This window comes from Streptomyces sp. NPDC127190 (assembly GCF_042672505.1).
Lineage (GTDB): Bacteria > Actinomycetota > Actinomycetes > Streptomycetales > Streptomycetaceae > Streptomyces.
The window spans coordinates 77,154-89,114 of record NZ_JBHXVE010000031.1 but is presented as its reverse complement, the minus strand read 5'-3'; the positions used below and the strand labels follow the sequence as shown (position 1 = coordinate 89,114).

The 11,961-nt window shown below is 71.3% G+C and carries 13 protein-coding genes; 10 read left to right on the top strand and 3 right to left on the bottom strand.

Annotation, left to right across the window (positions count from 1 at the left end; genetic code table 11):
• Positions 1-112 precede the first annotated feature (112 nt).
• The 9 genes from ACFVIU_RS33570 to ACFVIU_RS33530 all read left to right on the top strand — a co-directional run bounded on the left by ACFVIU_RS33570 (position 113) and on the right by ACFVIU_RS33530 (position 7,835).
• Positions 113-757 (top strand): HAD family hydrolase, encoded by a 645-nt coding sequence (locus ACFVIU_RS33570; protein ID WP_385847198.1) that lies wholly within the window; start codon positions 113-115, stop codon positions 755-757.
• 93 nt (positions 758-850) lie between these two features.
• On the top strand, positions 851-1,567 hold the full coding sequence (locus ACFVIU_RS33565; protein WP_385847197.1) for a VC0807 family protein: 717 nt from the start codon (positions 851-853) through the stop codon (positions 1,565-1,567).
• A gap of 66 nt (positions 1,568-1,633) precedes the next feature.
• Positions 1,634-2,854: an MFS transporter gene (locus ACFVIU_RS33560; protein ID WP_385847196.1), complete on the top strand. Its 1,221-nt coding sequence runs from the start codon at positions 1,634-1,636 to the stop codon at positions 2,852-2,854.
• Positions 2,805-3,977 carry an acetoin utilization protein AcuC gene (locus tag ACFVIU_RS33555; protein WP_385847195.1) on the top strand — a complete coding sequence of 391 codons (1,173 nt, stop codon included), beginning with the start codon at positions 2,805-2,807 and terminating at the stop codon, positions 3,975-3,977. The genes ACFVIU_RS33560 and ACFVIU_RS33555 overlap by 50 nt, the downstream gene beginning before the upstream one ends.
• 107 nt (positions 3,978-4,084) lie before the next feature.
• A complete protein-coding gene (locus ACFVIU_RS33550) occupies positions 4,085-4,900 on the top strand; it encodes a phosphatase (RefSeq protein WP_385847193.1) in 816 nt (271 codons plus the stop codon).
• 129 nt (positions 4,901-5,029) lie between these two features.
• Positions 5,030-5,239, top strand: a complete 210-nt coding sequence (locus ACFVIU_RS33545) for a helix-turn-helix domain-containing protein (protein WP_177235464.1) — start codon at positions 5,030-5,032, stop codon at positions 5,237-5,239.
• Between the two features lie 135 nt (positions 5,240-5,374).
• A complete protein-coding gene (locus ACFVIU_RS33540; protein ID WP_003948845.1) occupies positions 5,375-5,473 on the top strand; it encodes a 30S ribosomal protein bS22 in 99 nt (32 codons plus the stop codon).
• Between the two features lie 199 nt (positions 5,474-5,672).
• Positions 5,673-6,734: an NAD-dependent epimerase/dehydratase family protein gene (locus tag ACFVIU_RS33535; protein ID WP_385847192.1), complete on the top strand. Its 1,062-nt coding sequence runs from the start codon at positions 5,673-5,675 to the stop codon at positions 6,732-6,734.
• Positions 6,735-6,758: 24 nt separating this feature from the next.
• Positions 6,759-7,835, top strand: a complete 1,077-nt coding sequence (locus tag ACFVIU_RS33530) for a lysophospholipid acyltransferase family protein (protein WP_385847191.1) — start codon at positions 6,759-6,761, stop codon at positions 7,833-7,835.
• Positions 7,836-7,927: 92 nt separating this feature from the next.
• Here the strand turns inward: ACFVIU_RS33530 and ACFVIU_RS33525 are convergent, their stop codons facing one another.
• The 3 genes from ACFVIU_RS33525 to ACFVIU_RS33515 all read right to left on the bottom strand — a co-directional run bounded on the left by ACFVIU_RS33525 (position 7,928) and on the right by ACFVIU_RS33515 (position 11,398).
• Positions 7,928-9,160, bottom strand: coding sequence for a DUF5667 domain-containing protein (locus tag ACFVIU_RS33525; protein WP_385847189.1), 1,233 nt, complete (start codon positions 9,158-9,160; stop codon positions 7,928-7,930).
• Positions 9,161-9,345: 185 nt separating this feature from the next.
• The gene (locus ACFVIU_RS33520; protein ID WP_385847187.1) at positions 9,346-10,149 is read right to left on the bottom strand and encodes an ECF subfamily RNA polymerase sigma factor, BldN family; all 804 of its coding nucleotides are present in this window, start codon (positions 10,147-10,149) and stop codon (positions 9,346-9,348) included.
• Positions 10,150-10,459: 310 nt separating this feature from the next.
• Positions 10,460-11,398, bottom strand: coding sequence for an HAD family hydrolase (locus ACFVIU_RS33515; RefSeq protein ID WP_385847186.1), 939 nt, complete (start codon positions 11,396-11,398; stop codon positions 10,460-10,462).
• A gap of 116 nt (positions 11,399-11,514) precedes the next feature.
• On the opposite strand from ACFVIU_RS33515, the gene ACFVIU_RS33510 reads away from it, so the two are divergent.
• Complete coding sequence (locus ACFVIU_RS33510) at positions 11,515-11,787, top strand: glutaredoxin family protein (RefSeq protein ID WP_385847184.1); 273 nt, start codon at positions 11,515-11,517, stop codon at positions 11,785-11,787.
• Positions 11,788-11,961 lie beyond the last annotated feature (174 nt).

Below are 11,961 nucleotides of genomic sequence, written 5' to 3'. Positions count from 1 at the left end.
CTGCAGGGGGGACCCTGTGGGAGAGTAGGACACCGCCGAACAATTATTGGGAAAACCCCCGCACCTTTGGTGCGGGGGTTTTCTGCATTTCAGGGCCGTTTAGGGTGTGGTCATGCGCTACGACCTCGTGATCTTCGACAACGACGGTGTTCTCGTCGACAGTGAGCCGATCTCCAACCGGCTGCTGGCCGCCTATCTGACCGAGCTGGGGCACCCGACGTCGTACGAGGACTCCATCCGGGACTACATGGGGTCGGCCATGCACCGGATCCACGACCTGGTGCTGGAGCGGACCGGGCGGCGGCTGCCCGAGGAGTTCGACGATGTCTTCCACGCCCGGGTGTTCGCCGCCTTCGAGCGGGAGTTGAGGCCCGTGCCAGGGGTCGAGAGGGTGCTGGAGAAGCTGACCGGGGTCGGAGTGCCGTACTGCGTGGGGTCGTCCGGGAGCCATGAGCGGATCCGGGTCGGGCACCGGACGACCGGGCTCGACCGGTGGTTCGCGCAGGACAGGATCTTCAGCTCGCAGGATGTGGGACGGGGAAAGCCGGCGCCCGATCTCTTCCTGTACGCGGCCGAGCAGATGGGGGTCGCGCCCGAGCGGTGTGCGGTCGTGGAGGACTCCCCGCTGGGCGTACAGGCGGCGCTGGCGGCCGGGATGGACGTGTACGGGTTCACCGCGATGACACCGGCGGAGCGGCTGGCCGGGGCGAAGGAACTCTTCGCGGACATGGGGGACTTGGCTGACCTGCTGATATGACCTGAGCCATGGCGGGGGCGCTGACAATTGTCATGCCGGGGTCCGGACGTTCGTTTCTACTGGGGGACCCCGCCCGGCGGCGAAGCTGAGGGCATGACGAAGAACACGGGGAACCACAGCCGCAGCCCGCTCGACAACTTCAAGCCGCTGATCCTCGATGTGGCGGTGCCGCTCGGCGCGTACTACGTCCTCAAGGACGCCTTCGGTCTGAGCACCTTCGCGGCGCTCGCCTGGAGCAGCGCGGTGCCGGCGGCACGGACCGTGTGGGGCCTGGTGACGGAGCGGACCGCCAACGGGCTGGCGCTGCTCATCCTGGCCGTGAACGTGGTCGGCCTGGTGCTCAGCTTCGTCTCCGGCGACCCACGGCTGATGCTCGCCAAGGACGGCGCGGTCAGCAGCACCGTCGCGATCGGCATCCTGGTGTCCGTGGCGCTCGGCAAGCCGATGATGACGGCGGGGATGAAGCCCTTCCTGGTCAAGGGCGACGCCGAGAAGGAGGCCGCCTGGGCGCGGCTCGCGTCCGGTGCGGTGGCCGGCTCGGCCGTCTTCCTGCGCAAGGAGCGGGCGTTCTCCCTGGTGTGGGGCGGGGCGCTGCTGCTGGAGTGCGTGCTGCGGGTGGTCGGCGCCTACACCGTGCCGGTGGACACCATGGTGTGGCTCGGTACGGTCGTCATGGTGGTGGCGCTCGCGGCCGCGTTCGTGGTCGGTGGCGGGCTCGCCGCCGAGCCGATGGAGCGGCTGCTCGCCGCCGAGGTCGAGGCCGGCCGGGCCGGCCGGCGGCACGAGGAGCCGCTCGCCGTCGCACGGTGAAGCTGAGGGAAATTCACCTTTGGCTGGATCTACCCACAGGTAGCCCGGGGCCCTACGCTCGCCGCCATGACTGATGTGCTGCGGCGCGGTAGGGCCTCGTTGGCGTTCAGCTTCTTCGCCCAGGGTGTCGCCTTCGCCCTGCTCGTGACGCGCATCCCGGCCGTCCAGCACCGGTACGGCATCTCGGACGCCCTGCTGCCGGCCTTTCTCGCCGCCGTACCCGTCCTGGCCGGTGCGGGCAGTGTGACCACGGAGCGGCTGGTGCGGCGGATACGGCCCAGCCGGCTGCTGCGCTGGTCCCAGCCGGTGGTGCTGCTCGCGCTGCTCGGCGTCGGTGCGGGCGGGCGGCTGGCCGTCCTCGCGGTGGCGCTGGGGGTGTTCGGGCTGGCCGTGGGGGCGCTGGACGCCTCGATGAACATGCTCGGGGTGAGCCTCCAGCGGTCGTACGGGCGCAGCATCATGCTGAGCTTCCACGCGGCGTACAGCCTGGGCGGGATCCTCGGGGCCTCGCTGGCGTGGGCGGGGGCGCACTGGCAGCTGGCGCTGTGGGTGTCGTATCTGCCGGTGGTGCTGGTGCTGTTGCCGGCGACCCTGGTGGGGAGCCGGTGGTATGTCGACGGGGGCGCGGCCGGGGACGCGTCGGGGCCGGGCGAGGCGGGGGGCCGGGCGGTGGCCTTCCGGGTGCTGCTGCCGCTGTGTCTGGTGATGACCTTCGCGTACATCGGGGACTCGACGGTCTCGAACTGGAGCGCGAAGTACCTGAAGGACGTGCTGGGCAGTTCGGAGCAGCTGGCGACCGTGCCGTACAACGTGTACATGGTGACCACGCTGCTGGGGCGGTCCATCGGGGATCTGGGGGTACGGCGGTTCGGGGCGGCGGCGGTGGTACGGCTCGGGGCGCTGGTGGCGGCCGGCGGGTTCGTGGTGGTGGCCTCGGCGCCCGGGGCCTGGGTGGGGATGCTCGGGTTCACGCTGCTGGGGCTGGGCCTGTGTGTGCTGGTGCCGCAGACCTTCGCGGCGGCGGGGCGGCTGGCCGGGCCGGGGGCTTCGGACGCGGCCGTGGCGCGGCTCAACGTGTTCAACTACGTCGGCTTCCTGGTGGGTTCGCCGTTGGTGGGGGCCTTGGGCGATGCGTGGAGCTATCGCGGGGCCATGCTGGTGCCGATGGCGCTGGTGCTGGTCACGGTGGTGTACGCCAGGTCGTTCGTGGTTCATCCAAGCCGATACGGTGGCGGTCATGAGCGGCCGCGCACAGCTGATGTGGGACGAGGCAGTAACGGGCTATGACTTCGGCCCGGGTCATCCGATGGACCCGGTCCGGCTGGAGCTGACCCGGAAGCTGGTGGGTGCCTTCGGGCTCGACCGGGAGCTGGCGGTCGTCGCGGCGAAGCCGGCCGGGGAGTCGACGCTGCGGCTGGTGCACCGGGAGGACTACATCGACGCGGTGAAGGCCGTGTCGGACGATCCGGCGCGGGCGGACGGGTCGTACGGGCTGGGGACCGAGGACGATCCCGCCTTCGCCGGGATGCACGAGGTGTCCGCGCTGATCGCCGGGCAGTCGGTCGGGGCGGCGGAGGCGGTGTGGCGGGGGGACGCCGACCACGCGGTGAACTTCGCGGGCGGGCTGCACCACGCGATGCCGGGGGGCGCGTCCGGGTTCTGCGTGTACAACGACGCGGCGCTCGCCGTCGCCCGGCTGCTGGAGATGGGCGCCGAGCGGGTCGCGTACGTGGATGTGGACGTGCATCACGGGGACGGGGTGCAGGCCGCGTTCTGGGAGGACCCGCGGGTCCTGACGATCTCCTTGCACGAGCATCCGCGGACGCTGTTCCCGCAGACCGGGTGGCCGCAGGAGACCGGGGCCGGGGCGGCGGAGGGGACCGCGGTCAACGTGGCGCTGCCCGCCGGCACCGGGGACGCGGGGTGGGTACGGGCCTTCCACGCGGTGGTGCCGGAGCTGCTGGCGGAGTTCCGGCCGCAGGTGCTCGTCTCGCAGCACGGGGCCGACACGCACTTCGAGGACCCGCTGGCGCATCTCGCGGTGTCGCTGGACGCGCAACGGGCGGTGCAGCTGGCGTGCCACGAGCTGGCGCACGAGTACGCCGGGGGGAAGTGGGTCGCGCTGGGCGGGGGCGGCTACGCGGTGGTGGACGTCGTACCGCGGTCCTGGACGCATCTGGTGGCGATCGCGGCGGGGCGGCCGGTGGCTCCGGAGACGGTGATCCCGCAGGGGTGGCGGCAGGAAGTGTTCGCGCGGACCCGGCAGTTGGGGCCGCAGCGGATGACCGACGGGCGGTGGCCGGTGGAGTTCGCGGAGTGGGAGGCGGGGTACGACCCCGCCGACCGCCTGGACCAGGCGGTGCTGGCGACGCGGCGGGCGGTGTTCCCGCTGCGGGGGCTGCTGCCCTGAGCCGGTGCCGGTGCCGCTGCCTCGGACCGTTGCCGCTGTAGGCCAACCGTGCGGTTCTTTCGCCGTTCGCGGTGAATCCGGGTGCCCGGTGCGTCAGCATCGCAGGCGTGTCGTCGTCCGCCGAGCTGTGTGCGTATCTGGTGGCCGTGCGGCTGGCCGGGGTGGTGGGGACCTCGCGCGAGGCCAGTCTGCGGAGTTACCGGTTGTTCGCGGCCCGGGATCCGCGGGTGACGATCGGGATCGACCCGGAGTGGGCCTGGGGGCAGCCGGAGTTGCTCGCCCTGATGGCCGACAGGTGCGGGGTCTCGGCGGATCCGCGGCACACGTCGGGCCTTGATGTGATCGATCCGGAGCTGACGCTGGCCGCGCTGGACGCCTTCGCGGAGCGGATCGGGGAGGTGGCCAGGAGGGGTGCGCCGGTGCTGTTCGGGACCGGGCATCCGCAGCGGCTGCTCGGGTTCTACGGCGGTCTCGCGGACGCGCTCTCGGCGGCGGGATGTGAGGTGCTCACCCCGGCGCAGGGTCGCTGTGTCGACATATTGACCCGGTTCGGTCTACGTACGTATCGGCTCGACTACGCCCGGGGGGTCGGCTTGGTGCGGGAAACCGGGCCCGAGCGCCCCGGTTGTGAGCCGGGGGTGCACAGCCACTCGCCGCTCCCGGTTCGGGTCGCGCTCGGTGCCGCGGCGGAGAGCGGAGGGCCGCTGCCCGAGCTGGTCGTCGGTGACCATGGCTGGGTCTGCGGCGCAGGTCAGCTGGGGTTCGAGGCGATCGGGCTGGCCGATACGGATGATCCCGCGCCGTTCGTGGGGCAGGTCGAGGGGTCCGTGTCCGTCGTCGTTCCGCTTGATGACGGCGTGCGCTCCGCGCACTACCGCCCGCTCACCCGCTACGTGCTCAAACGAGCCTGTCTGTCACAGTAGGCCGCCGATGGGTGCACCTCTTCCCCACTCGCACCACCCGCCCCTAGTCTGGGGAGTGAGCGCGCAACGACGAAGAGTCACCGGAAGGGGAAGCCGGTGGCCGTCGAGTGCGGAAGGTTCAGGTGTGTCATGGCAGCTGGCGAGAGGCCTCTGAACGAGGTTGTGTTCCTGACCGTGGCGGAGGTCGCCGCGGTGATGCGAGTGTCGAAGATGACCGTGTACCGCCTGGTGCACAGTGGTCATCTGCCCGCGATCCGGGTGGGGCGGTCCTTCCGCGTCCCGGAGCAAGCGGTACACGAGTACCTCCGTGACAGCTATGTGGGGGTGGAGACGGCCTGACGGCGACGTCCCGGTGACCCCGGGGCACCCCTCGATTACGACCTCGGCGCTCGGTTGGGTAGGCTAGCCCCTCGTAGGTCGTGTGGGCCCATGGCGCCCAAACAACCGAGTGATGAGAAGTGAGCGAGGGTAGTCGTGGGCTCTGTTATCAAGAAGCGGCGCAAGCGGATGGCCAAGAAGAAGCACCGCAAGCTGCTGAAGCGCACGCGTGTTCAGCGTCGCAACAAGAAGTAGTACGCGCGCCGCGAAGGCGCGTCCCGCTGTGGCCCTCCACCGTTGTCGGTGGGGGGCCACACGCGTGTCCGGCGAAATTCCGTCACCTGCTGCGTCGGGCGGTCATCACAGCGCAACACCGAGCCGCTAAGTTGGCCGCACACGGGGAACGCGGGCAGTGCGGGCAATTGCGGACAGTGCGGGAAGGAAGGCGCTGATCTTGGGAAAGGTCGTGCTTGTCACCGGAGTGGCCCGGCAGCTGGGCGGCCGGTTCGTACGGCGGATCCAGCGTGACCCGGAGGTCGAGCGGGTGATCGCGGTGGACGCGGTGCCGCCGGCGCACGATCTGGGCGGAGCCGAGTTCATCCAGGCCGACATCCGGAAGCCGACGATCGCCCGGGTGGTCGCCGAGACCGGCGCGGACACCGTCGTACACCTCGATGTGACGGGCACGGCGCTCGGCGGCGGCAGCCGGGCGACGGTCAAGGAGACCAACGTCATCGGCACCATGCAGCTGCTCGGCGCCTGCCAGAAGTCGCCGGCGGTCCAGCGGCTGGTGGTGAAGTCCAGCACCAATGTGTACGGCTCCGCGCCACGGGACCCGGCCGTCTTCACCGAGACGACGCCGCCGAAGTCGCTGCCGAGCGGCGGGTTCGCCAAGGACACCGTCGAGGTCGAGGGATATGTGCGCGGGTTCGCCCGGCGGCGGCCGGACGTCGCGGTGTGCGTGCTGCGGTTCGCGAACATCCTCGGACCGGCCGCGGACACCCCCCTCGCCTCGTACTTCGCGCTGCCCGTGCTGCCGACCGTGCTCGGCTACGACCCGCGGTTGCAGTTCGTGCACGAGGACGACGTCATCGAGGTGCTGCGGCTCGCCTCGCACGAGCCGCGCCGGGGCACCCTCAACAGCGGCACGTTCAACATCGCGGGCGACGGGGTGCTGCTGCTCTCGCAGTGCTCGCGGCGGCTGGGCCGGCCGACCGTGCCGCTGCTGCTGCCCGCCGTCACCTGGGCCGGCTCGCTGGTCCGTACGCTGGGTATGACGGACTTCTCACCCGAGCAGATCCGGTTGCTGACCCACGGACGGGTGGTGGACACCGTCCAGATGCGCGACACGCTGGGCTTCACGCCCGGCTACACGACGGCGGAGGCGTTCGCGGACTTCGCGCGCGCCCAGGGCCCGGGGCTGGTGCCGCCGGAGTCCCTGGCGGGGGCCGTCGACCGGATCGCCGCGCTGGCCGCGCAGGGCGGCGGCCGGCTCATGACGCACAGCGCCGAATAGCGCCAACCGAGGAGCGCAGGAACGATGGCGGACGCCAAGGTCATTCCGTTCGACGACGACCGGTCCCGCGGCAGCGCGGGGCAGCGCCCGGGGCGGCGCCGGGGCGCGGGGAGCCGGCGTGGGGCCGCCGGCGGGGCTCTCGGCGGGGCGGAGGAGATGGGTGAGGTCCAGCCGCTGCCCGGACGGGCGCAGGCGCAGGAGGGCGGCCCTGTGAGCCCTGAGCAGGGCCCGGCGGGGCAGCCGGGGGCCGAGGGGCCCGCGGCCGGCCTGGAGCGGCGGGTGGCGGCCGGGCTGTCCTTCCTGCGGCGCCGGCTGACCGGCGAGTACGAGGTCGACGACTTCGGGTACGACGCCGAGCTGACCGACCAGGTCCTGATGTCGCTGCTGCGGCCGCTGTACGACAAGTACTTCCGGGTCGAGGTGAAGGGGATCGAGAACATCCCCAAGGAGGGCGGCGCGCTGATCGTCGCCAACCACTCCGGGACGCTGCCGCTGGACGGGCTGATGATGCAGGTCGCCGTGCACGACCATCATCCGGCGGGGCGGCATCTGCGGCTGCTCGCGGCGGACCTGGTGTTCGTGCTGCCGGTGGTGAACGAGCTGGCGCGCAAGCTGGGGCACACGCTGGCCTGCGCGGAGGACGCCGAGCGGCTGCTGGCGCAGGGGGAGCTGGTCGGGGTGATGCCGGAGGGGTTCAAGGGCATCGGGAAGCCGTTCAGCGAGCGGTACAAGTTGCAGCGGTTCGGGCGGGGCGGGTTCGTCTCCACCGCGCTGCGGCAGGGTGTGCCGATCGTGCCGTGCTCGATCGTGGGGGCGGAGGAGATCTACCCGATGGTCGGCAACGCGAAGACGCTCGCGCGGCTGCTGGGGTTCCCGTACTTTCCGCTGACGCCGACGTTTCCGTGGCTGGGGCCGCTCGGGATGATTCCGCTGCCGACCAAGTGGACGATCCAGTTCGGGGAGCCGATTCCCACGGAGGGGTATCCGGCGGAGGCGGCCGAGGATCCGATGCTGATGTTCAACCTGACGGATCAGGTGCGGGAGCAGATCCAGCACACGCTGTACAAGCTGCTGGTGCAGCGGCGGTCGGTGTTCTTCTGAGCTGTGTCTTCTAAGCCCTGGTTACGGCGATGGGGGCGGGCCGCTCGGGTGGGCCGCCCCCATCGCCGTAACCGTGTCGCCGTACCGGCGGGTCAGTTCGTCGTGTCCTCGCTGTCGATGCCCAGGCCGGGGAGCAGGCCGGGGAGGAGCGGGGGCACGGTGACGTCCGGCTCGGTGGTCGGGGACTTGCCGGCGGTCGGGGAGCTGCCCTCGGTGCCGGTCCTGGGCGGGTCCAGCAGGCCGCCCGTGTTGCCGCCGAGGAGGCCGTCGCCGCCGGTGCCGGTCGCCGGGCCGCTCGGGGTGCCGGTGCTGGTGTGTCCGCCGGCGGAGGGGGTGCTGCCGGCGGAGCTGGGCGCGGTCGCGCGGTGGCGGCCGGTGGCGCCCGGGGAGGCCGGACCGGAGCGGTGCCGGGTGCCGTCGCCGGTCTGGGCGGGCGGCTGCGGCAGCAGCGACTGGAGCGGGGCGACCTCTTGGTCTATGGCGTCGAAGACCGACGAGACCTGCTGTTTGACGTCCCCCAGCTGGACCGGAAGCCGGTCGCTCAGCGCGGTCCAGGCCTCGCGGTGGGACCGCGAGAAGGCGGAGAGCGCCTGGATCGGGCCGAGCGAGCCGGGGTCGGCCTCATAGGCCGCGTGCAGCAGGCGGTGGCCCTCGGCCACGTCGTGCTGCATGCCGGACAGGGTGCGGCGGATCTCGCCGATGGACTCGTGGTCGAGGTGGCCGCCCCGGCCGCGCTCCATGAGCCGGCGGGCCTCGCCGAGCCGGGTCGAGGCGAGGTCCAGATAGGCCTGGCCCTGCTGGTCCGCGCCGTCGGTCAGGTAGTTGAGCTTGAAGTCCTCGATGCCGCGCTTCAGGCCGTACAGCGAGTCACCGGGCAGGGCCTCGGAGCTGGCCGCGGCCACCCCGCCGAAGGCCCCGGCGGCCACGCCGACGCTGAGGCCGCCGGCGGCGAGCCCCTTGGTCAGCCGTGACCGGGGCCGGAGCTTGCCGAGCGGGCTCGCCCGGTGCGCGCCCCGGTTCCTGGAGCGCTGTTCGGGTACCGACGCTTCCGCCGCCGCGGTTCCCTCCTGGAGCATGGCCTCCATCGCGGCCACCAGCTGGGCCCGCTGGACGACCTTGACCTCGGGGTCGAGCTGGGGCTTGGGCAGCGCGCCGAGACCCGTCGCGAGGGCCAGCAGCTCGCCCTGTTCGGTCCGTTCCTCGGGGGTCGGCGGGGATCCCGCCGGTGCTGCGGACTGCTCGGCCGCCGTGTCCCGGTCGGACTGCTCCTCCAGGGCCTGGGCGAAGGCGTTCGCCCGCCGGTGCGCCGATACGTTCGCGATCACTGGCGGCACCTCCTCTCGTCATGACGGTCGACTCCCCCCGGGGGGTCCTGAGGGACGTGACCACAGGGAGCCTGTATCCCGCACAACGACTGGCGCGGCACTTGGGTTACGGACGGCGGATGATCCGGTCAGAAAGGTAACACTCTTTCACCGACCGTGAGTTGAAGGTCGCCCGGAGTCACCGCTCAGCGCGCGTCGTCCGGCAGGAGCCGGGCGAGGGTGCGGACCGCGCGGTACTGGAGGGTCTTGATGGCGCCCTCGTTCTTGCCCATGACACGGGCGGTCTCGGCGACCGAGAGGCCCTGGAGGAAGCGGAGGGTCACACACTCCTGCTGCTGGGGGTTGAGCCGGCGTACGGCGTCCAGCAGGGCGGCGTTGGACAGGGACTCCAGGACGGAGTCCTCCGGGGAGCGCTCGACCTCGTTGGCGTCGAGCATCTCGCCGGTGGTGACCTCCAGCCGGAACCGGCTGGACTTGAAGTGGTCGGCGACGAGGTTGCGGGCGATCGTCACCAGCCAGGCGCCGAAGTCGCGGCCCTGCCAGGTGAAGGTGCCGATCCTGCGCAGGGCGCGCAGAAAGGTCTCGCTGGTGAGGTCCTCGGCGGTGGCGCGGCCGCCGACGCGGTAGTAGATGTACCGGTACACCGTGTCGCTGTACTGGTCGTAGAGCCGGCCGAAGGCCTCGGCCTCGCCGGCCTGGGCCCGTTCGACCAGGTCCATCATGCGTGCGCTGTCGCTGTCGGCGGCCGGCCGGCGGGCGGTGGTGGCGCCGCTGCCGGAGCCGGTGCCGGCACCGGCGGAGCGCCCGCGTCTGCCGACGGCGGCGCTGCTCTCGGCCAGTGCGTAGCACGGACCGAGGGGCGCGGCGGTGGCGAGGGCGGGGACGGCGTACGCGGTGGGGACCAAGCCGCGCAGCGTCTCTTTGAGCGTTGCGACCGTTGCGCGCAGCGTAGCCAGGCCCGAGGCGTCAACCCCGACGTGTGGGTACACGGGACTCCCAGAGGCAGAGCTTCCATCACGTGCAGTGCGGGACCTTTCACCCGTCGTAGCGACGGAGGGGTACCGGTTTGCGTCTGAGGAGAATAACGCTTCGTGCAGGCACTGCTACACCGAGTTGCTCAAATCATCGATTGAGTCGCATCTCTAACCGATTGGCGCCCTATCAAGTGCCCTAGCTTGATCGGTTGTTGACCGTAATCTGGCCGGTTTCGGCGAGGTACAGGGCGTGTTGAAATGGCCGCGGCATAATTCGGGCGCGTGCGGCGGCCGGGGTGGGGGAGGGGGTGCCGTGCGGGGGCGGTCAGCGGCGGCGGCGGCTCAGGGCGATGGCGGCCACCGTGCCGCCGGCCACCGCGCCCACGCCGGCCGCCGCCGGGATGCCGACCTTGGCCGCCTTGCGGCCGGTGCGGTAGTCGCGCAGCCGCCAGTCCTGCTCACGGGCGTGCCTGCGGAGCTTGGCGTCGGGGTTGATGGCGTACGGGTGGCCGACCAGCGAGAGCATCGGGATGTCGTTGTGGCTGTCGCTGTAGGCGGCGCAGCGGGAGAGGTCCAGGCCCTCCGCGGCGGCCAGGGCGCGGACCGCCTCCGCCTTGGCGGGGCCGTGCAGGGGTTCGCCGACCAGCTTGCCCGTGTAGATGCCGTCGACCGACTCGGCGACGGTGCCCAGGGCGCCGGTCAGGCCCAGGCGGCGGGCGATGACCGTGGCGATCTCCACCGGGGCCGCCGTGACCAGCCAGACCTTCTGGCCCGCGTCCAGGTGTGCCTGGGCGAGGGCGCGGGTGCCGGGCCAGATGCGGTCGGCCATGTACTCGTCGTAGATCTCCTCGCCGATCGTCTGGAGCTCGACGACGCGGTGGCCCTTGACGATGGAGAGGGCGGAGTCCCGGGCGTCCTGCATGTGCTCGGGGTCCTCGACGCCGGCCAGCCGGAACCAGGCCTGCTGCCAGGCGAACCGGGCGAGGTCGCGGGTCTCGAAGAACTTCCGCTTGTACAGGCCACGGCCGAAGTGGAAGAGCGCGGCGCCCTGCATCACGGTGTTGTCGAGGTCGAAGAAGGCGGCCGCCTTCTCGTCGCCCATCACCGGGAACTCGGGTTCCTCCGGGGCGGGCTGCGCAGCGGCGTGCGCCTCCTGTGCCTCCTGCGAGGACTTGCGGGCGGCCTCCGCCGCGGCCTCGCCTGCCAAAACGCTCCGCGCCGTGGCGGAGCGCCTACGGGGGGTGAGCCATCCGAGAGCGGCCATGCGGTGAGCATAGCCAGTTTGTTCGGTGCTTCCGGAGTCGAGAGGTTGGCGCGCTGTGAACTCTGCGCGACCGCGTCGTGAAAGAGGCCCGGAGGGACGGGGTCACAATGGCTGGTATGAGTCCCCTCTTTCGCCGTAAGACCGGGCCGCGTGAGCGGCGCGTCACGCTCATCCGCAAGCCCGGCTGCCATCTGTGCGACGACGCGCAGACGGTGATCGAGAAGGTCTGCGGCGAACTGGGCGTGCCGGTCGAGTACCGGGACATCAGTCAGGACCCGGAGCTGTACGACCGGTACTGGGAGCAGATCCCGGTGGTGCTGGTCGACGGGGAGCAGCACACCTTCTGGCGGGTGAACGAGGAGCGGCTGCGCCGGGAACTGACCGACTAGTCCAACTGGCCGGGAAAGTCGCTTAGGATCGACGGCGATGTGAGCTCGGGGGCGGGATTCATGAGGAGAGTGTGCAGTTTTGCCCCCAGTAATGAAGGAACGTCGGTGTGTGTGCGCCGGTTCCCGCCAGAGGCGTGAAAGGGGCGTGAGCCCGGTCACTTCTGCGGGGCAAAT